Source organism: Nonomuraea sp. NPDC049486, from assembly GCF_040676925.1.
Classification (GTDB): Bacteria; Actinomycetota; Actinomycetes; order Streptosporangiales; family Streptosporangiaceae; genus Nonomuraea; species Nonomuraea ferruginea.
The window spans coordinates 544943-568718 of record NZ_JBFAPV010000001.1; the positions used below are offsets into that span (position 1 = coordinate 544943).

General features: G+C 68.6%; 19 protein-coding genes and 1 pseudogene. 14 read left to right on the top strand and 6 right to left on the bottom strand.

Annotation, left to right across the window (positions count from 1 at the left end; genetic code table 11):
* Positions 1-240 precede the first annotated feature (240 nt).
* The 10 genes from AB0K05_RS02570 to AB0K05_RS02615 all read left to right on the top strand — a co-directional run bounded on the left by AB0K05_RS02570 (position 241) and on the right by AB0K05_RS02615 (position 9263).
* Positions 241-900 (top strand): DUF433 domain-containing protein, encoded by a 660-nt coding sequence (locus AB0K05_RS02570; protein ID WP_364225933.1) that lies wholly within the window; start codon positions 241-243, stop codon positions 898-900.
* Positions 881-1234 carry a hypothetical protein gene (locus AB0K05_RS02575; RefSeq protein WP_364225936.1) on the top strand — a complete coding sequence of 118 codons (354 nt, stop codon included), beginning with the start codon at positions 881-883 and terminating at the stop codon, positions 1232-1234. Before AB0K05_RS02570 ends, AB0K05_RS02575 begins: the two co-directional genes overlap by 20 nt.
* 283 nt (positions 1235-1517) lie before the next feature.
* A complete protein-coding gene (locus AB0K05_RS02580) occupies positions 1518-2132 on the top strand; it encodes an RNA polymerase sigma factor (protein ID WP_364225939.1) in 615 nt (204 codons plus the stop codon).
* Positions 2129-2785, top strand: coding sequence for a hypothetical protein (locus AB0K05_RS02585; RefSeq protein WP_364225942.1), 657 nt, complete (start codon positions 2129-2131; stop codon positions 2783-2785). Before AB0K05_RS02580 ends, AB0K05_RS02585 begins: the two co-directional genes overlap by 4 nt.
* A gap of 243 nt (positions 2786-3028) precedes the next feature.
* Complete coding sequence (locus AB0K05_RS02590) at positions 3029-4462, top strand: aminotransferase class V-fold PLP-dependent enzyme (RefSeq protein WP_364225945.1); 1434 nt, start codon at positions 3029-3031, stop codon at positions 4460-4462.
* Positions 4463-4597: 135 nt separating this feature from the next.
* Positions 4598-5161: a dihydrofolate reductase family protein gene (locus AB0K05_RS02595; protein WP_364225948.1), complete on the top strand. Its 564-nt coding sequence runs from the start codon at positions 4598-4600 to the stop codon at positions 5159-5161.
* Between the two features lie 166 nt (positions 5162-5327).
* A complete protein-coding gene (locus tag AB0K05_RS02600) occupies positions 5328-7298 on the top strand; it encodes a hypothetical protein (protein ID WP_364225951.1) in 1971 nt (656 codons plus the stop codon).
* 14 nt (positions 7299-7312) lie between these two features.
* Complete coding sequence (locus tag AB0K05_RS02605) at positions 7313-7855, top strand: hypothetical protein (RefSeq protein WP_364225954.1); 543 nt, start codon at positions 7313-7315, stop codon at positions 7853-7855.
* Between the two features lie 4 nt (positions 7856-7859).
* Complete coding sequence (locus AB0K05_RS02610) at positions 7860-8162, top strand: hypothetical protein (protein ID WP_364225957.1); 303 nt, start codon at positions 7860-7862, stop codon at positions 8160-8162.
* 150 nt (positions 8163-8312) lie between these two features.
* Positions 8313-9263: an NAD(P)-dependent oxidoreductase gene (locus AB0K05_RS02615; RefSeq protein ID WP_364225960.1), complete on the top strand. Its 951-nt coding sequence runs from the start codon at positions 8313-8315 to the stop codon at positions 9261-9263.
* A 279-nt stretch (positions 9264-9542) separates the two neighbouring features.
* Here AB0K05_RS02615 and AB0K05_RS02620 read toward each other — a convergent pair whose 3' ends face one another.
* Entirely contained in the window at positions 9543-10781 is a 1239-nt protein-coding gene (locus tag AB0K05_RS02620; RefSeq protein ID WP_364225963.1) for a hypothetical protein, read from the bottom strand.
* 288 nt (positions 10782-11069) lie between these two features.
* On the opposite strand from AB0K05_RS02620, the pseudogene AB0K05_RS02625 reads away from it, so the two are divergent.
* Positions 11070-11171, top strand: a pseudogene (locus tag AB0K05_RS02625) (DUF397 domain-containing protein); the annotation flags it as partial.
* 156 nt (positions 11172-11327) lie between these two features.
* Here AB0K05_RS02625 and AB0K05_RS02630 read toward each other — a convergent pair.
* The gene (locus AB0K05_RS02630) at positions 11328-12071 is read right to left on the bottom strand and encodes an MBL fold metallo-hydrolase (protein ID WP_364225967.1); all 744 of its coding nucleotides are present in this window, start codon (positions 12069-12071) and stop codon (positions 11328-11330) included.
* Between the two features lie 324 nt (positions 12072-12395).
* Here AB0K05_RS02630 and AB0K05_RS02635 point away from each other — a divergent pair, with 324 nt between their 5' ends.
* From AB0K05_RS02635 to AB0K05_RS02645, 3 genes are read left to right on the top strand one after another with little or no spacing between them, the layout of a single operon-like run.
* The gene (locus AB0K05_RS02635; protein WP_364225970.1) at positions 12396-13520 is read left to right on the top strand and encodes an acyl-CoA dehydrogenase family protein; all 1125 of its coding nucleotides are present in this window, start codon (positions 12396-12398) and stop codon (positions 13518-13520) included.
* Positions 13517-14356 carry a PhnD/SsuA/transferrin family substrate-binding protein gene (locus AB0K05_RS02640; protein ID WP_364225973.1) on the top strand — a complete coding sequence of 280 codons (840 nt, stop codon included), beginning with the start codon at positions 13517-13519 and terminating at the stop codon, positions 14354-14356. Before AB0K05_RS02635 ends, AB0K05_RS02640 begins: the two co-directional genes overlap by 4 nt.
* Complete coding sequence (locus AB0K05_RS02645) at positions 14353-15552, top strand: ferritin-like domain-containing protein (protein WP_364225976.1); 1200 nt, start codon at positions 14353-14355, stop codon at positions 15550-15552. The genes AB0K05_RS02640 and AB0K05_RS02645 overlap by 4 nt, the downstream gene beginning before the upstream one ends.
* 110 nt (positions 15553-15662) lie before the next feature.
* On the opposite strand, the gene AB0K05_RS02650 is transcribed toward AB0K05_RS02645, so the two are convergent.
* The 4 genes from AB0K05_RS02650 to drmA all read right to left on the bottom strand — a co-directional run bounded on the left by AB0K05_RS02650 (position 15663) and on the right by drmA (position 23735).
* Complete coding sequence (locus AB0K05_RS02650; RefSeq protein WP_364225979.1) at positions 15663-17159, bottom strand: protein kinase; 1497 nt, start codon at positions 17157-17159, stop codon at positions 15663-15665.
* Positions 17160-17278: 119 nt separating this feature from the next.
* Positions 17279-18046 (bottom strand): DISARM system phospholipase D-like protein DrmC, encoded by a 768-nt coding sequence (gene drmC / locus AB0K05_RS02655; RefSeq protein ID WP_364225982.1) that lies wholly within the window; start codon positions 18044-18046, stop codon positions 17279-17281.
* Positions 18043-19956 (bottom strand): DUF1998 domain-containing protein, encoded by a 1914-nt coding sequence (locus AB0K05_RS02660; RefSeq protein ID WP_364225985.1) that lies wholly within the window; start codon positions 19954-19956, stop codon positions 18043-18045. Before AB0K05_RS02660 ends, drmC begins: the two co-directional genes overlap by 4 nt.
* Entirely contained in the window at positions 19956-23735 is a 3780-nt protein-coding gene (gene drmA, locus AB0K05_RS02665) for a DISARM system helicase DrmA (protein ID WP_364225988.1), read from the bottom strand. The genes AB0K05_RS02660 and drmA overlap by 1 nt, the downstream gene beginning before the upstream one ends.
* Positions 23736-23776: the final 41 nt, after the last annotated feature.

A 23776-nucleotide genomic window follows, 5' to 3' on the forward strand; every position in this document is an offset into this window, starting at 1 on the left:
ATACCGAGCAGGTCGACCAGGGCGAGCATCGTACGAACGCGGCAAGCCGCGTGGCCGGCTGACCTGCGGCCCGGAGGTGGCGCCCTCACCACAGGTTGGCGGCGGGCTGTTGGTGACAAGCTGCGACAGGAAAGCTGCTCGATGTGCTGACGTCCGAGCGCTGTGAAGAGCATGAACGTCGAGGAGATCTTAGCGATGATGGCCGGGTGACGTTCCGCGTGCTCGAATGTGGAGGAGGTGATGCGGATGTCCTACAGTCCGAAGCTCGCCGCGGCGCTGTCGGGTGCCACCCTTCGCCAGCTCGCGCACTGGCGGAAGGCTGGTTCGGGCCGTGGAGCCGTGCTGGTTCCGGAGATTTCCGCCGTCCGCCCCGTCCTGTACTCATTCCGGGATGTGATGGCGTTGCGAACCTGCGTCAAGCTGCGTAACGATGCTTCGCTGCAGAAGATCAGAAGGGCGTTGGACACGCTCCGCGACGACCTGGGCGAATGCGATCATCTCTCGGCCTACCGGCTGGTGGCTGACGGCAGCAGCATTTACCTGGTTGCACCCGATCAGGCGGTCGACCTCGTCCGCAAGAAGGCCAACGTCGTCATCCACGAAATGGTGGACGTTTTGCGGCCGTTCTATCGTGACGGGCGCCATATCCCTGACCTCCTACGACCACGTGACCATGTGACGGTCGATCCGGCGGTCCGGGGTGGGATCCCGGTCATAGAGGGCACACGGGTGCCCTATGACGAGGTCGCCGCGCTTCTCCGGGACGGTGTTCCCGCTGATCGGATCCTTGATTACTACCCGAGTGTCACGGCGACGGCCGCGCTGGAGGCTGCGGACTTCGCCGACTATGTCGACAGCTACGAACCCCCCAGAGGACCGCGTGAGGCTGCTGCTGGATGAGAACGTCCCCAAGCCGCTTTACCGGGCTCTCAGCGCCTTCATCGTGAACCACGAGATTGTTCACTTGCTTGACCTGTCCGGCTGGTCCGGAACGCGTGACGAGAGCCTCTATCCGCTGGCGGCTGCCGAGGGATTCCACGCGGTCGTGACCAACGACGGGCGGCAGATGCAGCGCCCTCGTGAGGTTGCGGCAATCGCGGCCTCGGATCTGCACCGGATCGAGTATCCGCACAAGCACGGGGCCTGGCGGGGATGGGTCTTGTCATCGCTACGGTCGCCGCGGGGCGCCCCGGCGCCTTGGCGGTGCTGGAGGCAGCGGATGGCCAGAGATTGATCACGCTGCGGAGCATCGACCCCACATCGGCGGCTCGATTGCGTGTGATCGATCCGGTGGCGGATCCACCCAAGTTCTGGATCGCCTCTACTGACTGAATCGAGCGAGGGCTCGATGCCGGTCGGCCCTCGCCAGGGCGGCGCGAATAATCCGACATCCCCGTTGAAGATCTCATGGCGTACAAAGAGGGTGAGTGTGATGCGGCGGTCTGTCGCCGATGACCTCGCCGCTCCAGTACTGCACCCGGCGGGAATGAGGGTGGCCGGTCGGACAGTGCTTGTGTATGGACATGTCACTGCGCGCCCGGATACGTGACGGGGATGCCGAGGCGTTCGAGGTGCTCTTCGAGGAGATGGCCCGGCCGGTGTTCAGTCACGCCTTCCGATTGACCGGGAACTGGTCGGCCGCCGAGGACGTGCTCTCGCTGACCTTTCTTGAGGCGTGGCGGCTGCGGCATCGGATCGACGCCGACGGCGGGTCCCTGCGGCCGTGGGTGCTGGGGATCGCGACCAACGTGGCGCGGAATCTGCGCCGGGCGGCGAGGCGGTACGACGACGCGCTGGCCAGGATGCCCAGAGGCGACCCCATCCCGGACTTCGCCGACCAGATCATCGGCCGCATCGACGCTGCCGAGCAACTGGCCGCGATCCAGCAGGCCTACGGCTCGCTGCGCCGCCAGGAGCAGGAGGTGTTCGCGCTCTGCGTGTGGTCGGGGCTTGATCACGCCGAGGCGGCCCAGGCGCTGGGCGTCGCCGTGGGGACTGTCAGGTCCCGCCTGTCCAGGGCTCGCAAGAAGCTGGAGAAACTCGCCGCGGAACGGCAACAGGCCTCCGGGTCGCGACAGGTAAAGGGTGACCACGACAGCGTGGTCCGGTCCGTACGGGAGGAGAACCGATGAACAAGGCCGAGCGCGAGTCCCTGGCCGGGTTGCTGCCGTTCGAGGCGGAACCGCAACTCCCGAACGGCCGGCAGCGTCTACTCAAGGAGTTCGTCATGGTGGAAATCCGCAGGTCGGCGGAGCGCCCCCGGCGGCGCCGGGTCCGTCCCGCCCTCCTGGCCCCCGCACTGGCCCTGGGTGTCGCGGTGGCCGTGGGCGTCCCGGCTCTCCTCGGCGGTGGGACACCCGCGTACGCGGTGTCGAAGAACGCTGATGGGACGCTCACCATCACCATCAACCAGGCCAAGGACCCCAAACCACTGGAGGCCACCCTCCGAGGCATGGGAGTGAACGCGGTCGTCGACTACATCCCCGGAGGGAAGCGATGCTCGCCGCAGCCGCGTAGCACGAGTTTCCTGTCCCGGCAGGAAGCGCAGAACCCGGCCGACGGCAGGCCGTTCCACATCTGGCCGCCCAACATGGACGAACCGGGGTTCCGCATCGACCCGGCCGCGATCAAGCCCGGGCAGACGGCGGTGCTGGAGTTCAGCGTCTCCGCCGACGAGAAGACCGCCGGCATCTGGGCGAACATCTCCAACGGGCCCGTCGCCGCCTGCACGCTCGTGGACAGCGACGAGGCGCCGCTCGGCCCCCCGCCCGGCTGGGACGACTGACCGGGGGCACACACGATCAGCCAGGTCAGATGCCGTCTGACCTGGCTTTTTGCTTGTTTCCTCAGTCGTGCCTCGCCATCCTGAGACGCTGCCGGATCCTCGCGGCGATCAACGCCGTGCACACCACCACCCGGGACGTCCGCGAGACCAACTGGCGGGCAACAGTGCCGGTGGACAGGTCGCCCAGTACGGACACGGTCCGGCGGGCTCGGCCGGTACAAGCGCGATGTAAGGATACGGACCATGTCAGATGCCACGCAGTACCCCCTGGAACCGGGCCCGGAGCAGGTGCGCCTGATGGGCGAGGCCGTGCTGGCCTTCGTCGAGGACTTCCTGCGCGACCTGCCGGAGCTGCCCGCCTTCGACCCGGCTCGCTCCGCCGCCCTGGCGGGGGCGCTGCGGGAGCCCGCCCCTGAGCTGGGCAGCCCGCTGTCCGGCCTGCTGTCCACGCTGCACACGGCGGCCCGCGACGGCGCCGCCAGCGCCGGGCCCGGCTATCTCGCCTACGTGCCGGGCGGTGGCCTGTACGCCGCCGCGCTCGCCGACTTCCTGACCGCGGCCATGAACAAGTACGTCACCGTCTGGCAACTGGCCCCGGCCTGCGCGCAGATCGAGGCCACGGCCGTCCGCTGGCTCTGCGACCTGTTCGGCTACCCCGAGGAGGCGCGCGGCATCCTCACCTCAGGCGGCTCCCTGGCCAACTTCTCGGCCATCGTGACCGCCCGCGTCGCCCGGCTCGGCGAAAGCTTCCTCGACGGCACCGTCTACGTCACCGACCAGACCCACGCCTCCTGCGCCAAGGCGGCCCTGCTGGCGGGCCTCCCGCGCGCGCACGTACGGGCCGTGCCGGCGGGCACGGACCTGGGGATGGCCCCGGACGCGCTGGCCCGGATGATCGCGGACGACCGGCGGGCCGGCCTGCGGCCCTTCCTCGTGATCGGCAGCGCGGGAACGACGAACACCGGAGCGATCGACCCGCTCGCCGAGCTCGCCGCCGTCGCCAGAAAGGCCGGGGCGTGGTTCCACGTCGACGCCGCTTACGGTGGCCCGTTCCAGCTCACCGAGCGCGGACGCGCCCGGCTGCGCGGCATCGAACTGGCCGATTCGATCACCCTGGATCCGCACAAGGCCCTGTTCCTGCCGTACGGGACCGGCGCGCTGCTGGTGCGCGACGGCGCCCTGCTGCGCCAGGCCCACCACATGGACGCCGCCTACCTGCAGGATCTCGGCGACGAGGACGACATCCCCAACTTCACCGAATACTCCCCTGAGCTGACCCGCGACTTCCGCGGCCTGCGACTGTGGCTGCCGATCAAACTGCACGGCCTCGACGCCTTCCGCCAGGCTCTGGACGAGAAGCTCGACCTGGCCGAACTGGTGCACGACACGCTGCGCAAGAACGGCTTCGAGGTCCCGTGGCGACCGAGCCTGACCGCCGTCGCCTTCCGCTGGGTGCCCGGGGAAGGCGACGCCGACGCCTTCAACGCCGAACTGCTGCGCCGCGTGACGGCCCGGGGCCGTGCGCTGCTGTCCAGTACGCGGATCGACGGCCGGTACATGATCCGGGTGTGCGTCGTCAGCCACCGCACCCACCGCGACCGGGTCGAGGAGCTCCTGGACATCGTCAGCGAGGCCTGCGCCGCGCTACGGGCCGAACACCCGGCGGGTCCTCAGTGAGCTTGCCGACTGTCGGCTCCGGTCCTAGGTGTGGTTGTCGACGCGGGAACGATGCCCTCCGTATGGACCGATGAGGTTCCGCGGTGGAGGCGGTCTCCATACGTACGAGCCAAGCAGCCGGCAGAGGAGACAGCAGTGGACGACATCGAACAGCAGACCGCGAACGGCAAGGTGCTCTGGCACTTCACCATGTCCCTGGACGGGTTCGTGGCCGGGCCGAACCACGAGATGGACTGGATGATGACCGGCATCTCGCCCCAGCCCGGCGCGATCGAGGAGTACGTCGCGACCACCGGCGCGATCCTGGGCGGCCGGCGCGGCTGGGACGCCTTCCCGGATCCCGGCATGGTCTACGGCGGCGCCTGGACCGGACCCATCTTCGTGCTCACCCACCATCCGGAGGACGCCAAGCCCGCCGACGGCGTCACCTTCCTGGACTGTGACGTGGCCGAGGCGGTACGGATCGCGCTGGCGGCGGCCGGTGGGAAGAACGTCGAGGTGCATTCGCCGACGATCGGCGGCCAGCTTCTCGAACGCGGGCTGCTCGACGAGATCGACCTGCACATCGCGCCCGTGCTGCTCGGCGACGGCATCCGGCTGCTGGACCTCCCCGGTGGCCGGCCGCACTACCTCCACCGGGTCGGCGTCGATGACCCCACGGCCGAGCTGGGTGTACGGTACCGGCCGGTCAGGGCGTGACCGGCCCTGTATTCGATTCTCATACGCTTGAACTTTCAGAGCCTTCGCTCACGTACCATCGGCTGACGGATCCGCAGTAACGCCATATCGGTCGTGACCGGAGAATCCAACGAGCGGCCGACCCAGGAGTACGCTGGCCCTGCTGTCAGTGTGCATCCCGCCGTTCGTGCTGGAGGCCCGCATGAGCTCTCCGGATCCACGCCCTCATCTGGGCGGGGATTACTCCGGCATCGACCCCGGCTTGATGGACCTTTTCGAGCCGGCTCTCGGCCGTACGGGCGCGACCATCGAAAGCAGTGAACCGCAGATCAGGCGTACCCTTCAGCAGTTCGACCTGGATACCTCATATCTGACCGCGTTCAGAGAAGCCGCCAACTGGATCAGCGCGAAGCGTCCTGAATTACGTCGGCGCAAGGAGACCATCTCCGCCGAAAAGGCGGACTGGGGTGCTCCCGGCCAGGCTGTCAATGGGATGGTCGCGTTCGACGAGGCCCGCTACAGCAAGACGTTCAACGATCCCGATGTCTACGCCGCTGTCAGCCACCTTTCCGCCGACGGCAAGATCAGCGACTCCGCCCTCGCCGCGCTGGAGAAGCGAGCGCAGGATCCGGAGTTCGCCACGAAGCTCATGCATGCCCTCGGCCCGGAGACTTACCTGGCGCTCATGCGCAGGACGGTGTCTCAAAGGGATGAGAAGCGCCTTGAAGCCGCTCTGAGCAAGGCTCTCGGCGCGGCGAGTCCCCGCCTGGGCGCCGACTGGCGGAAAAGCTTGACGGCCGACCTCGATCGGGAGGAGTACTTCGCGCTCGCGCGGGCGCTCAAGCATGGGACGTTCGACCACGGCTTTCTGCTGTACGTGGCCAGGAAAGTGGATTCAGCGTCGCGGGCCGAAAAGGATCCGTGGTTCGCGGGCCGGCAGGTGAGAACGCCTTTGCCCGAGGCGATGTACCAGTCCGCGATGAAGGACGTTTTCGAGGCGCTGGGCCGGCATCCGAAAGCGGCCCAGGAATTCTTCGCCTACGACCGGTCGGCGCTGAGGTTCTACGTGATGGAGAAACCGCTGAAGGACGGTGGTGTGGCGCTGGGCCGGGCGCTGGAGGCGGCCACGATGACGTACCGCGACCATGCGGGCACCGCCCTGGACCCGTCGCGCGGCTACCTCTCGGCCGGACTCGCCTCCGACCTCGTGCATCTCCAATTTGAACGGATCAAGGCGGACGAGCGCCCTTCCTTGGTGGCTGCCGGGTCCATCGGGCGGATTCTGGCGGCGTACATATCTGACGTCAACCGGGTTGCCTTCGTCGGCCTCGAACAACCAGGCGTGTTCATGGAGGACTATCCGAACCTCCCAGGGCGGGAGGACTGGGGAGCACGGTTCAACAAAGGCGAACTCCGTGCCGTGATGCAGGAGGCGTTCAAGGAGGACGAGAAGGCATTCGGAGTGGTGACCTCGGCCCAAACGGCATGGAGCGACAGACTCCTCAACCATGGCGCCGGTCAGGTGGCCGCAGGTCAGGGCGCCGACAGCTTGAACACCGCAGGGTTGGAGATCGGTGCGGGATTCGGCCTGATCACCGACGCGGCCGGTCTCGCCCGTATCGAGAAAGGGCACGAGCTCGACGAGACCCAGAAACGGAACATGAAGATCCTCATGGCCGTGGTCAACACCGGTCTGGCTATCCCGCAAGCAGGGTCATGGCCCATCGGGGCGAGTGTGACGGGCGCGTGGACCGGCATGATCGAAGACGCTGTTCAGGGCAACGCGCGAAAGGAAGCCGTATTCGCCGCCAACAGCACCGTCGAACAGACTCGGTTCCTCGTCCATCAACTCACTGCTCAGGCCATGTTCGACCATGGTCTTTTCGGAGCGGCCGACCCACCCGCGAAGACTCACCCATGGGCGTCGCTCAGCGACGTCGAACCCGGTGACGATCCGCGCAGCGCACCGAACAACTTCCTCAAGCCAGACGGCAAGACGCTGATGTCGTTCGACGAGATGAGCGCCGGCGATGGTCGACGCTACGACGCCTACCACACCTGGCTCTATAAACGTCCTGAGGACAACCCGTGGAAAACACTCGGAGTTCAAACCGCTCTCGACGACGGTTACACCACCGGATTCGTGCGGTATCAGTGATCAAAGTCAGTCGGATGGCCATCCTGGGATGCGCCCTCATCAGTGCTTCCGCCTGCATGGGCGGAACCAGCAAGGTCGACGCCACCCCGCTGCCCACGGTTTATGCCCCACCCTACATATGCGATCATGTTCCCAAAGTGGCGGTCGAGCGGGTGACCGGAGTCGTCGATCCACTCGTTACCGGTTCTCTCCCTCTCCCGAGTGAGGACCGCCCCGTCGTGGGCGCTTGCTCTGCCTTCGAGCCGACCGGCGAGCGTCGGGCAGTACTCCGCATCATGCTTGACACCGGCGGAAGTCGTGGCCAGATAGAGAATCAGTTGCGCGACGGAGTCTCCGAGCAACTACCGGAAATCGTCCCCGACGGCTTCGGCTTCTACACAGTGGACCCGAATGAGGAAACCCGGGCGGGCGCGATGCTGGTGAAAGGCAAGGCGCGTTTGTCGATCGAACTCGTGAAGGGCGTCGAGGGCCGCGACAACGCCGCCGACGTCGTGGCCCTCATGAAGCTCATCGCCCCCAAACTCATCCCGGCCGCCGGCACCGACGAGAATGGCTGACCTGATGACGGACATGGTGCCCAACCCGCTCTACGAAGCATTACGCGAAGCAGAGCAGAAGATCACCCCGCTCATCGAGAACGCCACCCGGGCGATCGAGCAGTCCTACAAGGAGTTCCACTCCGGCCGAATCTGGGTGGGCCCGACAGCCAAGCTCTTCGACGCCCAGCTAGAACTCCACCGCTCCCGCGTGGCCCGCGCCGGTGCCGACATTCTGGAGGACATACGCGAGAAGATGGCCGGTCTACCACGCCAAGTGGACGAGAAGCAGGCGCTGGCCCTCACGCGGCAGTACGACCTACGGTAACGGCCGTGCTGACGAGTCCGCTTCGGGGCGGCTGTCGAGACGGTTTACCTGCGCTGACCTGGGAGAAGTTCCAGGTGAGCGCGGATGCCGAGGAAGTCCGCGCGATCGCCTCGGCGGACGGCCGGACCCACAGTCGCTCAAGGAGTTTCGATGACCGACTCGACGACGAACCGGTCCAGGCCGCGGGTCGGCTGGATCGGGACCGGTCGCATGGGAGTCGCCATGGCCGCGCGGCTCGCCGACGCCGGTGTGGACGTGACCGCCTGGAACCGCACCATCGCCAAGGCTGAGCCGCTCAAGGAGCACGGCGCGTCGGTCGCGGAGTCGCTCGCCGCGTTGCGCGACCGGGACGTGGTGTTCACCACGGTCTCCACGTCGTCCGTCCTCGAACAGGTGCTGTTCGGCGACGACGGGCTGCTCACGGGCGACGCGGCGCCGGGAGTAGTGGTCGACTCCTCGACCGTGTCCGTGGAGTCGTCGGCCGAGGTGCGCCGGGCCTGTGCGGCGAAGGGCGTCGCCTACCTGGCCGCGCCGGTCAGCGGCAACCCCAAGGTGGCGCGGGCCGGCGCGCTCAGCCTGGTGGTGTCCGGTCCCCGGGAGACCTATGACCAGGTCGCCCACCTGCTGCAGTCGCTCGGCAGGTCCGTCACCTACGTGGGGGAGGGCGACACCGCCCGGCTGGTGAAGATCGCGCACAACCTGATGCTGGGCGTGGTGACCCAGGCGCTGGCGGAGATCACCGTACTGGCGGAGAAGGGCGGCGTCCCGCGGCACGCCTTCCTCGCCTTCCTCAACGACAGCGTCATGGGCTCGGCGTTCACCCGCTACAAGTCCCCGGCGTTCGTGCACCTCGACTACACGCCGACGTTCACGCCACCCCTGCTGCGCAAGGACTTCGACCTGGGCCTGGCCGCCGCCCGCGCCCTGGACGTGCCGATGCCGGTCACCGCCCTCACCGCCCAGCTCGTCCAGGCCAGCGTCGGCACGGGCCGGGTGGCCGAGGACTTCGCCATCCTGCTCGACCTGCAGGCGGCAGCCTCGGGGCTGGCCCTCAAGCCGGAGGACGTCGCGGTGGACGACGGTCTCGGAGACCGTTCATGACCGCCGCGTGCTGCCTCACGGGCCTGATGGGCGCCGTTGCGTCAAGACCGGTGAGTTCGATGTGAACCCTTTGCGGTGAAGGCCGACGATCTTTCCGTACGGTTTCCGCCGCCCTGTCCGCGTCCCTGATCGCATCGATAGTCCGATTCGTTGGCCGGTGAAGGGACTGACCGGCCGGACGTAGGACGCATCTCCGTTCGGGCGCTGGTTCAGCGCGTTTCGCTAGACTCACTGGTCCAGTGCCATGGAGAGCCCAGGCGGTTGACGATAGGCGCCCACTCAGGCTTCCTTGTCGTCACCGCGCTGACGGAGCGCGCGCTCGGCGATCCCGCTGGAGAGCTTGCCCGTCACCGATCTGGCCCGGTCAAGGGTCTCGTTGCCGAGGCGCCTGGCGGCATCGACGCCGTCTGCTCCTGTCTCGAGCGCCTTGTCCTTCACCTCCTTGGCCGCGTCCGCCCATCGTCTCGCCTCCGATGACTTCCGAACGCGCTCGATCCCGAGCCGCCCGTGGAAGTCGATGACGGCGCGCGAGACATGGTTGCTCGACTGCACTACAGCCGGGGCCTTGGCCGGATGCATCAGCACCTTGGCGTTGGCCGTGCCGGCAGCCGCATCCATGCGGGCCATCAGGCGTTCGGTGCTCCGTGAGATGAGTTCCAGCCGGTCCTTCCGGGCAGCCCTCAATCCGAGACGATGCCCGTCCAGTTCCCCCGGAGACGCGTCCAGCACCCGGTCGAGTTCGAGCACAGCGATCGCGTCCTGCAACTGGAAGCAGCGAGCCAGCACAGCGAGCCACTCCTGTCCCTTGGACTCTGCTTCCTTGGCTGCCTTGGCGAGATCAACGATCTTGGTCTCGCCCTCCAGCTTTTCCGCGAGCGCGTCGAGTTGACGCAATGCATACGCCTGGGTTTCTGCGATCGTCGCCGGCGCGGTCTGTACCTTCGACCACGTGATTTCGTCGACCCGGCCCCTCGTCTCCCGGATGGTCATGGCCTCCTCGATGACGAAGCCCACTCCGATCATGCGGGCCAACACGGCGTCCTTCTGGGCGCGCAGCACATCGTCGACCTTCTCTTCGATGGTGACGAGATAGTCGGTGATCTCGTTCATGGTCACCTGCATCGCAACCTGTGCCATGATCACTGCAGCACCAGCCAGAAGCGTTGGGTTGGGCATCACAGATCCGGGCCCCTTCGTGATCTGGAGCCATGATTTGATCGAGCCTGGCTGCCCCACCATTGCGTGGCTGACGCCTGGGGTCTTGCTTTCCATCAGCCCGAATTTCTTGACAAGCTGCGCGGACTCCTTGGTCAGCTTCACCCAGCGACCTGAGTTGGCGGCAATCTCAGAACCTGCCCGCACGGCTCCGGCTCCGCTACTGAGAACAGATCCGAGCCGTTGCACTCCGAGGTCTTTCGACGGCAGTCCCTCGGAGTTCAGGAAGCGTTCGACAGCGGTCGGATTCCCGATGATCGCCAGGCCGTCGCCGTCACTGATCAGTTGAATACCGTTATCCATCACCGGCTCCTGAAAGATGGGCAGGGAAAGGGGCTTTTCGCAGTTGAGGGTGGAGTCGGGATGCGTGGGGCGATCGCGGGGGTGGTGTCGAGGTCTTCCAGGACCGGAGTTCCTACGCTCACCGTCCGACGGAGGACCACGACGTGCCCACGCTACCTTCGACGCCCCTGGCCTGTCCGCGTTCTGCCACCTCAGGGAGTTCGAATCGGAGGTCGTCGGGGCAGCACGTACGCGACAGGATAGATTCCGGACATCATTGTCCAGAAGGGTGAGCTCTCGAACACGAGCGACAGTAAGAACCCGGACGGCCCCAAGCTGACCTTCACCCCCGCCGAGTGGAAGGCGTTCCTCGGCGGCGTCAGAGCCGGCGAGTTCGACTCCCTGGGCTGAACCGCCAGCCGCGATTTCCATCACCTCATGGCAGTCACCGGTGCGAACGTCTCCATGCACGCCAGGTCACCACATGAGAACGCTTCTTGAGGTCGGTGCGGCGGCGTTTGACCTGGATGGCCTGGGCGGCAAATCGGCGTCACTGCTGTCGAAGCCTCAAGAAAGATCGATGGTGAGACCGGAGGTGGCGATGCCGATCTCACCGTCGTATTCGGCCCCAGCAGCGGCTCGCGCGGCTGTGGCGTCTGTGCCTGGCTGCAGGTGAGTCAGTAACAGGTGCCGGGCATCGGCTTCCTTGGCTTGCCGACCTGCCTGGCGGGCGCTCGACAGGTGGCGCCGAGAATCCTGCGGGACCCGGTCCACGAAGGTGGCCTCGGCCAGGAGCAGGTCAGCGCCGCGCGCCAGGTCCACCACATCAGAACTCGGGCCGGTGTCCCCGGTGTACGTGAGCACTCGCTCGCCCGCTGTCAGCCGTATGCCCGCATTGGGCACCGAGTGCGGCAGTAGACGGGTCTGCGCGCGGAACGGGCCGATGGCGAGCCGGTCGCCGGCGTTGAACTCGTGCAGGACATAAGCGTCGGTCAGCATCCCGGGGCGGTCCAGCGCGAGTACCGCATCCAGGGCGCTGGGCAGCGAGTACACCGGCAACGGGACCGCTGGGTCATCACGTAACGCACGCGCACGCAACAGCGGGTTCAGGTCGGCACAGTGATCGGGATGTCCGTGACTGATGAACACCGCGTCGACCTGATCGGCGGTGATCCGTTCCAGCAGCCGCGGCACCGTCGCATATCCAGGGTCGACGAGCAGCCTGAACCCGTCGTGCTCCACGAGGTAACCGCTGCAGGCCTGGCCCGCCCCCGGCCACGCGCCGCATCCGCCAAGGATTGTCAGCAGCATCCATGAACTCTAACGGCCGGCTCACCAACCATGGCGCGCCCGCATGAGCCGTGCGCGTTCGCAGAGGGATGGTCGGCGTGCCTGAGCGCCTGCGAATCGGCCAAGCCGTAACTTTGCGCTGGTCGTAAGTCATGGTCGAACCCGGACAAGATCCGGGAAGGCCGATGGAAGCGAATCGACAGCGTCCGGCACGCCGAGCGGGCCCCGGCGGCGCCCTCGTACAGGCCCGACAGGTCCAGCGGGCGCACCGCACGCTGAGGGCACGTGAACAGCTGACCCGCTGCTGCCTGGCGGAACACACCGAAAATCAGTGAAAGGGACCGTATGCACACCGTTGTCTCCGGAGTGATCGCGGACGTGGTCGCTCCCTCCGCGGCCCAGGCCGACCGGACCGGGGAGTTCCCCCGCGCCGCCGTCGAGGCCCTGGCCAAGGCCGGGCTGCTCGGCCTGACCAGCAGTGCGGAGGTGGGCGGTGGCGGAGAGGGGCTGAGGGCCGCCGCCGAGGTCATCACCGAGCTCGCCTCCGCCTGCGGATCCACCGCGATGATCACTCTCATGCACTACTCGGCCACCGCGGCGATCGAGGCGCACGGCCCGGCCGAGGTGCGCCGGGCCATCGCGGAGGGCCGCTACCTGGCCATGCTGGCGTTCTCCGAGGCCGGTTCGCGCAGCCACTTCTGGGCGCCGCTGAGCACCGCCGAGGCCGACGGGGACGAGATCCGGCTCGACGCGCGCAAGAGCTTCGTCACCGCGGCGGGCGAGGCGGACGGCTACGTCTGGTCGAGCCGGCCCCTGTCCGGTGACGGCCCCATGACGCTGTGGCTGGTGCCCCGCGACGCGGCCGGGCTGACGGTCAGCGGCTCCTACGACGGTCTCGGCCTGCGCGCCAACGCCTCCAGCCCGATGGCGGCCGAGGGGGTGCGCGTCCCCGCCGCCGCCATGCTGGGCGCGGACGGGGACGGGCTCGACATCGCGCTCGCCACCGTGCTGCCCACCTTCCTGGTGCTCAACGCCGCCTTCTCCCTGGGCGTCATCGAGGCGCTGGCGGCCAAGGCCCACGAGTACCTGGCCACGACCAACCTGGCCCACCTGGGGCAGCGGCTGGCGGACCAGCTCCCGGCGAGGTCCTCCTACGCCCGCGTCCGCACCAGGGCCGACCAGACCCGGGCGTTCCTGAACGACACCCTCGCCGCGCTCGAATCCGGGCGTGAGGACGCCATGCTGCGGGTCCTGCAGGTCAAGGCCGTCGCGGCGGAGGCGTCGGTCGAGATCGGCGACGAGGTCATGCGGCTCTGCGGCGGGTCGGCGCTGCGGCGGGACCTCGGCATCGAGCGGCACTTCCGCGACGCCCTCGCCGCCCGGGTCATGGCTCCCACCACGGAGGCGCTGCACGACTTCGTGGGCCGCGTCTCCTTCGGCCTGCCGCTGCTCGACGGGGGCGCGTCGTGACGCTCGTCATGGGAGCGGTGGCCTACGACGCGAAGGTGGTGCCGATCTGGACCGGGTTCCGCTCCTGGCTCCTGCGCAACGGGCTGCCGTTCGACTTCGTGCTCTACTCCAACTACGAGCGTCAGGTCGAGGATCTCGTCGCGGGACGCGTCCACGCCGCCTGGAACTCGCCGCTGGCCTGGGTCCGCGCCCGGCGGCTGGCCGCCGCCGCCGGCCGCTCGGTGCGTCCCCTGGTGATGCGCGACACCGACCGCGATCTGCGCTCCGTCGTGGTCGTACGCGCCGACTCCGGCATCACCTCCCTGGACGACCTCAAGGGGCAGGTCGTGGGCACCGGAGCCGTGGATTCGCCGCAGGCCACCCTTCTGCCGCTGCATCACCTGCGCGTCGCGGGGGCGCGGTTCGAGGTACGTCGCTTCGAGGTGGGGGTGGGCCTGCACGGCGACCTCATCGGCGGCGAGCGTGACGCCGCCCGGGCGCTGCTGTCGGGCGAGGTGGCCGCGGCCTGCATGGTCGACGCCAGCCACCTGCTCTTCAGCCGAGAGGGCACGCTCCCTCCCGGCGCCACCCGGATCCTCGTCGGTACGGCGGCCTACGACCACTGCAACATGACCGTCGTCGACTCCGCGCCGGAGGAGCCCGTCCGGCTGTTCGGCGAACTGCTCACCGGCATGTCCTACGCCGACCCGGAGGTGCGCCCGCTCCTCGACCTGGAGGGTCTCACCGCCTGGGTGGCGGGCCGTACGAGCGGATACGGCGAGCTGGAGGCCGCGGTGGACGCCGGCGGCTTCTACGACCTGGCCGGCCGGATCACCGCCGAGGGTTACCGGCCGTGACGGTACGGGCCCTCGACCTGCGGGACGTGGGGTTCGACCGGGGGGCGCACCTCCTGCTGCGCCGGGAGCTGGCGCTGCTGCCCGTCGGCGGCCGGCTCGCGGTCGCCGGTACGGACGAGGCGCTCGTCGTGCACCTGGCCGCGTGGTGCCGCCGGGAGGGCCACGAACTGCTCCCGGGGGACGAGCGCGACGGCCGGGTGCGCGCGTGGGTCGTCCGCGGCCGGGCGGGGCACGACCGGTGGGCCGGCGCGGAACGGGCCGGTGGATCGTCACCCGCCGGCCTGGTCGCCCGGCCCCCCTCGCACTGGGGGCTGGCGGCCCGTGGGGCCCTGGTGGAGTCGGGCGGCCCGGCGGTCCGCTTCGACTTCGACCGCAAGGAGACCGTGTGGTCCGAGCTGGCGCCGAAACTGTATCTGCAGGCGGTGGCCCGGCAGTGGGATCCGGTGGTGGCGGTCGCCTGGGACACCCCGTTCGAGCTGCCCGCCGAGATCGAGGCGGCGGTCGTCCAGGTGATGACCTACCTGGTGGAGAACGAACAGGCCGCCCTGGTCATCCCCGCACGGCTGCTGGCCCGGGTGCACCCGCACTTCCGGGAGGTGATGCAGTTGCTGGCCGTGCAGGCGGCGGACGAGGCCCGGCACGTCGAGGTGTTCACCCGCCGGGCGACGCTGAAGGGCGAAGAACTCGGGACCTCCTCCGCCGGCGGGCGCGCCTCCCTGATGACGCTGCTGGCCGAGCCCGACTTCTCCCTCGCCTCGTTCCTGCTGTCGGTGCTCGGCGAGGGCAGCTTCCTCAACCTGCTGTCCTTCCTGGACCGGTACGCGCCCGACCCGGTCACGCGGCGGATCGTGGCCCTGGCCCACCAGGACGAGGCCCGTCACGTGGCCTTCGGCATCGCTCACCTGGAGGAGCAGGCCCGCGCCGATCCCGCCTTCCGGGGCACGCTCAGAGGAGCGATCGAGCGGCGGCACGACGCGCTGGCCGACACCACCGGCATCAACGCGGACGTGCTCGACGCCCTGACCGTGCTGGCGGCCGGTGAGTGGAGTCCCGCCGCGATCGCCCGGGGGCACGCGGCGGTCCAGCTGCTCCAGACGGAGATGCTCGAAGGGCGCAGGAACCGGCTGGTCCGTCTCGGTTTCCCGGCTGACGAGGCCGCCGACCTGGCCGCCCTGCACACCCGCAACTTCATGTGAGAGCGGGTCGCGTACTGGCCCTGATCGGGGTAAGCAGCCGGTACCTGCGGCCCAGCCGGGTCTCGAAGGGCAGCACCAGGCCGCGGTCCACAAGCTTGGAGCCCCAGGCCTTACTTCGGATCGGACAATTCTCCGAGAATTTCCCGGACCTTGCCGACGTTCGGATGCCGGGAGCCATAGCGGCGCTCCAGATCGGGCAGCAGGTCGCGGAGGGTCCGGCTCGCCCGCGTCCGATCGCCGGAGCCCAGTTCCAGCAGCCCGATGCGGCGCCGCAGTTCCAGGAGGTGCTCCTCGTCGACGCCGAACCGCTCCTCGTCCTCAAGCAGCAGGCGGAGCTGGGTGAGCGCGAGAGCGGTGTCGCCCAGCGCGGCATGACAGTTGGCTTCCATCAAGCGCAACCGCAGGACGTGGTCGTCATCTGGTCCCTTACGCTGCATCAGATCTGCTACCAGCCGCTCGAATTCGGATGCGGCGCGCCGGTAATCGCCACCGAGAAACAGCACGTCGGCCAGCTCGACGCGCAATTGGAGCGCTTCCTCATGTTCTGGTCCCAGGGAGTGCACGGCAGCTTCCACCGCATCCGACAGGACCTCTGCGGCCTGTTTGAAGCGGGATTCAGCCTTGAGAGCGCCGATGTCCTTCCGGGCTCGGGCCATTTTTTCCTGTGGCCGACGCTGGGGCACGGATGACGACGCCGGCGCCGTCGCTGTTAGTTGCGTAACTTCCTCCAGCGGTGTCTTCTCGCGTGACGTCGCGATGCGTCCGACGACGGCCGCGTACATGAGCACGGGGTGTGAGGCATCGCCTTCCACGAAACCAGGCAGGGGAGGCAGGTCACGGCAGAACGGAAGCAACCGCTCGTAGGCCACGACGGCATTGGGCGGCCGCTGGGAAGGGTTCTTCGCCAGCAGCCAGAGGACGAGCCTTTCGAGCTCTTCGGGGACGTCTGCCCGCAGCGCCCTCAGCGGCCGTGGTGCGTCATCCACGTGTCTGCGCATGGAGGCCAGCGGTGTCTCACCGGCGAACTGGTTCGTCCCGGTGAGCAACTCGCGCAGGATGACGCCGAGGGAGTAAAGGTCGGTCTGCGGGCTCGCGGTGCCGCTCATCGCCTGTTCGGGAGCCATGTATTCGGCTGTGCCGACCACGATGCCGGTCGCGGTGAGTCGTGTAGCGGTGGGGGAGAGCGCGGCGGCGACCCCGAAGTCGAGCACTTTGACGGTGCCGTCCTGGCAGAGCATGAGGTTGGCGGGTTTGAGATCGCGGTGCACTAGAGACTCCGCATGGGCGACAGCCAGGACCGAGCACACTTGGGCGGCGATCGCCGCAGCCCAGCCGATCGGCACCTGCTCGACCTCGTCGAGCAGGTAGCTCACTGGGGAACCCTTGACGAGCTGCATGACCAAATACAGGTTGTCTCCCTCGGTGCCGCAGTCGTAGACCGCGGGCACTCCCGGGTGTTCCAGGCGGGCGGTCGTCCGGGACTCGCGGACGAAGCGTTTGGTCAGCTCGGAGTCGGGGGCGCCGCCTGACAGCCGGTCCACCCGGATGAATTTGATCGCCACGGGCCGGTCCAGCCGTTTGTCGTATCCGAACCAGACTTCCCCCATCCCGCCCTTCCTGCAGGAGAGCGGGTCGAGCTCGTAACGACCGGCGACGATCCTGCCTCTTGCCACAGCCCCTCGCTCTCCGCAGAAGTATCAAGGTCATTCATCGCTGCCGCCGTCGCTCAACTCAGGCGTCGCAGCACGCCGCGGGCGCGCAGCCGGGCGACATGCTCTGCCGCCCGCTGTGGCGCCGGGCCGCCCCGGACCAGCAGCCCGGCCTCGATGTTCCTGGAGACACCCGACTGGGTCAGGTTGGCGCTGGAAACCAGCAGCACCCGCTGGTCGGCGACCGCAAGCTTCGCGTGCATCTTCGCGCCCTGCTCCGCGCGCTCGTCCGCCGGCCAGTGCCATAACTCCAGACCTGGCAATCCGGTGAACGCGTGCGCAGGCTCGGCACCGTTCAGAGCCGACCCCGCACCTTGCAGGGTCTCGACGACCACCATCACCGACACTCCACGTTCGAGCGCTCGGGCCAGCGCGTCGAGCAGCGGCTGGTACGCCGTGGCCGAGTAGGTCATGAGGACCAGCTCGTGCGATGCCTCGCCCGCCACGTCGACGAGCACCTGCGCGGTGGATCGGACGGGTACGGCATGCGTGGCCGGCCCGGTCCACACCGACTCGACCGTGGTAGTGGCCCGATGCCGCTCGTAGCCGGAAGCCACCCCATGGAGGTAGATCGCCGTCTCGCCGTTCGGCATGCCGAGGGCCAGTTGCGCGGACAGGACGCGTCGCGCGACATCGGGGAAGTCCGGCAGCGGCACCGCGTTGGCGATCCCGGACGCCGGGCCGCCTTCGGCGATCCGGTCGGCCAGCGTCCGCAGGTGCACCGGGCCGAGGCGCTCCACCGCGTCCGCTGCGACCGCCTCGAAGCGGGAGTGGACGCTGCTCACGGCAGGTCGCGATAGAGGGCCAGGGCCGGATCGTCGATCGGCACGACGAATCTGCGATCCAGGAATCGGTTGCCACGCTCGCAGGTGGTCTCCGAGACGAACAGGCACACGTGGCAGGCCGCGCCGTGCAGGAAGTCCTCCGGCTTGCGGGGCAGCCGTTCGGCACACAGGGGATCGGAGGAGCAGCTCCTGGCCTCGGCGAGCGCGCGGCGGGTCAGCCGCACCAGTTCGTCGGGTTCGGCGAGAGACACCAGGCCGCCCAGGGTGCCCTCGGCGTCCGGCACGGCCGTGTAGATCAGGATCCCGCTGCGCGGGTCGTCCTCCGTGCCCGCGTAGATCCGCTCGGCCAGGCTGGCCGAGTTGTAACCGCATTCGAGCGCGATCGTACGGATCAACAGGTGTGACAGCGTGTGCAGTGCGTAGTAACGAGGTAGCGGCCAGTTGTTGTAGCGAGTCTCCTCGTTGAAGGGCTGGCCGGTGCGAGCCGAGTGGCGGTATTCGCGGAACCGGCCGTACGCCTCCTTGTGCAGCAGCAGGGCCTCCGAACGCTCTACCTGTTCCTCCCAGCGGGCGAGGAGGTCGTCGGGCAGGCGCAGGAAGATGCCTTCGCCTCGCACCTCGCTCGCCGGCACCCAGGTCGGCTTCGATCGGGCGAGCGGCACCCGCTTCACGAGCGTCGGGTCCTCCGGGTCGGGGGCGTCGAGCCGGGTGAAGCCGATCACCGCACGCACTTCCCGCAGCCGCTCGACCTGGAGGACGTCCGAGTAGAAGCCCTTGAGCAGCGGCGGCACCGGCTCGTCCGGGTCGCGATGGGCGGTGAAGTCGTCGCTCGGCGGGGGCAGGTGCGCGCTGGAGAAAATCTCCCACTCGGGTGTGAGCAGGTCGGGGTACTCGTCGACCTCATGATCCTGCCCGGTGGCCTCCTCCATGCGGTACCGCTCGATGGCCGCCCACAGCTCCTCGTCGCCCCACTTCTCAAACTCGAAGGACAGCGGCGGCATCGAGCGCATGAACGGCAGCATGTCGGGCCCCTTGACATGCTGGAGGTTGGCCCAGAACTTCGCCACCTGGGCATCGAGTTCGCTCCCCCCGACCTTCGGGACGGCGAGAGCCGAGAGAGTCTGCGCGAACCACTGGTTGGACGCGCCCACCACGAGCACATGCGGCTGCTCCGGACAGCCGGTGAACGTGCCGAGGTGCGGATGGCGTCCCCGGCAGCCGGGCAGCCGCTCCCGGCCGCGCCTGCCCATCGCCTCCCTGATGTTGCGCTCGGCCCTGCAGCGCTGGCAGACGATGCGCACGTTGGCGCCGATGTTGCCGCCCCGGTCCTCCATGAGCAGGTTCGGCTTGGCCGCGACGGAGCAGGGCGCGCCTTGGTGCACGAACTCCAGGTACGGGAAGTCGTCCAGGTGTCCGTCCGTGCAAGCGAGGACGAAACGGGCACCGACCACGAGGCGTTTCCGGTTTCCCTTGCCGCACTGGTGGAAGAACCGCGCCTCGTGCGGCTTGTTCGGCTTGTCGTTCTCGAACTCGAACGCCTTGGAGTCGATGCGGGCCAGCAGGTTGCAGGCGGTGCACCGCATCCAGCCCGGGAAGGGGACGACGGGCACACCGGTCCTCGCCGCCTCGCCGTTCGGATTGGTGTCGGTGCCGGGCAACCACGGCGCGGGTCGCAGCTCACGGACCGTCTTGCTCAACAGTTTCTGCACGGCCGCCAGCAACCGCGGCTCGGTGATGAGCGCGGAGTTCCGCTCGGGATCTTCGGACGCCTTGTACTGCCAGTCGTCGAGGCCCTTTACCAGCACGGAGAAGTTGGGCAGGTCGACGAGGGAGCCGACGCCGGAGGTGAACATCAGGTGGCTGGGCCGGACAGCCCCGACCCGGCGGCGGTAGAGGGAGAACTCCGCCATCACTTGCCCTTTCCGTCCAGGATGGACACGCCCATCTCGTCGCCCACCGGCTCGTCGGTTTCAGCCGGTCCGGCTGGGAAACCCCACTCCGGCGCGTTCACAGGCCCAAGGAAGATCTCCCCACCGCCTGGCAGCAGCAGGTTCACCTCGTTCTCCGTCTCCCGCATCGAGTTGCCGACCGTCAGGGCGTCCCACGGGCCGTTGCCCGCCCGGTGGATGAGGCCGTCCACGATCTCCTTGGCGTTGCCCTTCTTCCGCTCGTAGCCGAGCCGCGCCGGGCTCTCCTTGGCGTCGTGCCACTTGTCGATCAGCATCTTGAGCCGCTCGTCGAGCGCCTGCCTGCCGCGCGGACCGCCGGCCACCTCCGCCCGTCGCAGGAAACGGTCGATGATCCCGCCGACGGTGTCGCCGTCGAGTGCCACATCCTCCGCGTCGCGGTTGCGCGAGTGCGTCTCCACCAGGTTCCGTACGGCGGCGACGAACGCGGCGGTCGTGCCCCGGTCCAGGGCGCGGGCGGTGTACGGGGTGACCGACAGCGCCTCCACCTGCCGGTAGAAGGTGGCGTGGTAGTGCTCGAAGTCCTCGTAATGGGCGAGGTCACGTGGCCGGGACCAGTTGTAGAGCGTGACGACGAGACCGGGGCGCGACGCATCGCGGCCGACCCGGGAGGACGCCTGGATGTACTCGGCCGTGTTCTTCGGCTGGCCCGTCACCACCATCAGCCCGAACCTGGACACGTCGACGCCCACCTGGAGCATCGACGTGGCGAGCACGACGTCGACCGGCGGGCGGGCGTTACGCCGCAGGCTGCGCAGTGCGCGATACCGCTCGGCGAGCGGGTGCGCCCGGCGGCGCTTCGCCTCGTCCCTCTCCTTCATCACCTCGGCGATCTCCGCCCGGCACTCCCGCAGGCGGCGTGAGGTGTCCAGCTCCGGGTCGAATCCGATCTCGAGTTGCTTGAGCACGTCGCTGATGTCGCCGGAGGAGATGCGTGAGGTGAGCTCGACGATGTTCAGCAGGTCCGTACGGCTGAGCAGCCGCTCGGACAGGCCCTTGCTCCTGCCGTGCGTCCTGATCCTGGTGGTGACGTCGTCGTCCAGGTAGCGCCGCATGCCCGCGAGTTCGCGCGTCGCGTTGAAGTAGCCGACGAGCGTCATGTACGGATCGGCGGGGTCGCCGTACTGGTCAAAGAGCGTCTTCCCGGCCAGCAGCAGGATCTCGGCGAGCCGGATCTCGGCGGACTTCAGGCGCACGCCGTGCGCGCACACGCCGAGGTAGCGCCGTCCGGGGTTCTCCTTGGTGATGGGGACCTGCCGGGAGAAGAACGTGTCGGCCACGTCGATGACCTGCGGCGGGAACACGGCGAGCTCCCGGCCGAAGATGCCGAGCACCTGCCGGTCCGCCCGCTTGGTCGTCGCGGTGGAAGCGATGATCTTCGGGCCGGTCGGCCGGCCGGCGACGTTCCAGGTGCACAGCTCGTTCACCGCCGCCTCGAAGAGGCCGACCACGGTGCCGAGCGCGCCGGAGATGAGGTGCAGCTCGTCCTGGATGATCAGATCCGGCGGGCGGAGCCGGACGACGGGACGGCTCTCCACCTTCGGCAGACGGCCCTTGGCGTTGTGCCTGCGGGCACAGCCGATCAGGTCGTCCATGTCGTCGTGCCGGTAACCGTGCCGGGGGCAGCGCCGGCTCACCCGGCCGAACAGGTGACCGGCGAAGCCCCGCCAGGGGAGCTGGGCCAGCTTGTCGACGGTAGCGATGACGAGGCTCGGCACCAGCCGGTAGATCTCCTCGTCCACGGTGAGGATCGGCAGTCCTTCGCGCCGCGCGTACGCCTCGTCGTCAGTGGTCACGGCGGGCAGCGCGCGCAGCATGCGGTCCTCGCCGAGGCGCGAGAACGGGCACGGCTCGGCGTCGCCCTCGCTGCCGCGTCCGCAGTAGAGCAGCACGCGGCGGCGTTCCTCGTCGATATCCAGATGGACGCCCGCGATGAGCTTCTCCCCGCACCAGGGGCAGGACAGCGTCTGCAGGACGTTCGTCTTGCGGCTGTCGGGGGCCTCCTTGGCCTCCTGGATCTGGTCTTTCGCCTCACTGAACCAGTTCGGCGAGACCGCGTTGCCCACCCACAGTCCGATGCGGAACGGCTCCTCGCCCCACGTCTCCGGCGCCTCGCGGCGCAGCACCTCGCAGGCGCACACCAGCGCGGCGGCCCGCTGGAACTGCTGGGCGGTGAGCAGCCGGAGCGTGTAGCGCATCAGCACCGCCACGCCGTCCAGCCCGCTGCGTGCCTCCTCTCCCGAGCCGACGACCTTCTGCAGTCGCCGGATGGCGAAGGTGTAGGCGGTGAGCCCGAGGTACGCCTCCGTCTTGCCGCCACCGGTCGGAAAGAAGAGCAGGTCGACCATGGCCGTGTGGTCGGCGGCCCGCTCCGGGTGGGCGGGGTCGGTCAGCGAGGGCAGGTTGAGCAGCATGAACGCGAGCTGGAACGGCCGCCACGTCGCCGCATCCGCTCCTTTCGCCTCCACCTCCGCCATGGCCTGGTCGAAGGTGAGCCCTTGCTCGTCCCGGAGCTTGCCCACGGCCGTACGGCGCCGCTGCAGCGCCATGGCCTCGTTGGCGAACCTGAACGCCGCGAGCGCCTGCCCGTGCCGTTCCGACGTGCTGTCGGTGATCAGGCTGATGCCGGCCCGGATGCGCTCGGCGGCTTTCCGCGCCTTCCCCACCGCGACGACGGCCGCCTCGCGCAGCGGCTCGGGCAGCGTGGGTATCTCCCGCTCCTGGTCGTCCAGCCAGGCCGAGTAGCCATCCGCCAGCGGCGCCAGCCCGGTCGCGAGCGCCTCCGGCGAGGCCTGCGCCAGGGCGTCCATGGACAGTTCCACTCCGGCGAGTGCCGTACCTGCCCCGACCGGAGCGACGGTCGCCGGCACGTCGTGGAACGGCAGCCAGGTGGTGCGCAGCTTCCCGGCGCGGCGCTCGCCGGGAGCCACCTCGGCGTGCACCGCCACGTTGCGGCCGACCGCGTACCTGCGCTCGTCGCGGTAGAGCAGCCGCAGGTGCTTGTCCTCCAGGTCGGCCCCGTCACCCTCGCCGCTCTCCCGGGTGCCGTCCAGCGGGTCGTCGATGGGGAGGAAGACCTGCGCGGGTCCGCCGGGCGGGGCCGTCACCACGAGCTCGGCCTGGAACAGCCACGCGGTGTCCGGGATGCTGTCCGGCTCGACCTGCTGGTTGATCAGGGTCAGCTCGACGACCCGCCGGCCGTCGCCCTGGGGCCGCACGGTCACGGCCAGCAGGACGCCGGGGTCATCGGCACGTTCCATTGTGAGAGGGATCTTCTGAGCCGGCTGGTCGAGCCGGACAGACCTGGGGTGCTCGACCTGCTTCCGGGCCCAGACCCGGGTGGTTTGCTGACGCCCCTTGGCGTCCTCCACCTGGGTCTCCACCCTGGCGTACTCGCCCCAGCGGGCGGTGACCGCGAGTTCGTCGAGGTCGGCCGGGACGGCGAACGACATGCCCATCGAGGACGCCCACAGACGGCCGAGGTTCTGCGGGGTGAGCACCTGCGGCAGCTCGCTCTCGCCGCCGTCGCCCTCCGCGCCGATCTCGGTTTCCGGCAACTCACCGGCGTCCTCGGCGACCCGCTTCGGCGACGGCTTCGGACCCAGCATGCCGATCAGATAGCGGTCGCGCGGCCCATGCGACCCCCGCGGCAACTCCTCGAAGTCGCCTTCGTACGGCCCGAGCAGGTCACGCTCGACCAGCTTCTGGAACGCGTCCCTCACCTCGAACGACGTGACCGGCGGAAAGTCCTGTGGCACATCGA

Coding starts and splice junctions, on each gene's coding strand:
- AB0K05_RS02570 (WP_364225933.1), top strand. CDS start 241: ATGCGGATGTCCTACAGTCCGAAGCTCGCCGCGGCGCTGTCGGGTGCC.
- AB0K05_RS02580 (WP_364225939.1), top strand. CDS start 1,518: ATGGACATGTCACTGCGCGCCCGGATACGTGACGGGGATGCCGAGGCG.
- AB0K05_RS02585 (WP_364225942.1), top strand. CDS start 2,129: ATGAACAAGGCCGAGCGCGAGTCCCTGGCCGGGTTGCTGCCGTTCGAG.
- AB0K05_RS02590 (WP_364225945.1), top strand. CDS start 3,029: ATGTCAGATGCCACGCAGTACCCCCTGGAACCGGGCCCGGAGCAGGTG.
- AB0K05_RS02605 (WP_364225954.1), top strand. CDS start 7,313: ATGGCCATCCTGGGATGCGCCCTCATCAGTGCTTCCGCCTGCATGGGC.
- AB0K05_RS02610 (WP_364225957.1), top strand. CDS start 7,860: ATGACGGACATGGTGCCCAACCCGCTCTACGAAGCATTACGCGAAGCA.
- AB0K05_RS02615 (WP_364225960.1), top strand. CDS start 8,313: ATGACCGACTCGACGACGAACCGGTCCAGGCCGCGGGTCGGCTGGATC.
- AB0K05_RS02620 (WP_364225963.1), bottom strand. CDS start 10,781: ATGGATAACGGTATTCAACTGATCAGTGACGGCGACGGCCTGGCGATC.
- AB0K05_RS02630 (WP_364225967.1), bottom strand. CDS start 12,071: ATGCTGCTGACAATCCTTGGCGGATGCGGCGCGTGGCCGGGGGCGGGC.
- AB0K05_RS02635 (WP_364225970.1), top strand. CDS start 12,396: ATGCACACCGTTGTCTCCGGAGTGATCGCGGACGTGGTCGCTCCCTCC.
- AB0K05_RS02650 (WP_364225979.1), bottom strand. CDS start 17,159: ATGGGGGAAGTCTGGTTCGGATACGACAAACGGCTGGACCGGCCCGTG.
- AB0K05_RS02660 (WP_364225985.1), bottom strand. CDS start 19,956: ATGGCGGAGTTCTCCCTCTACCGCCGCCGGGTCGGGGCTGTCCGGCCC.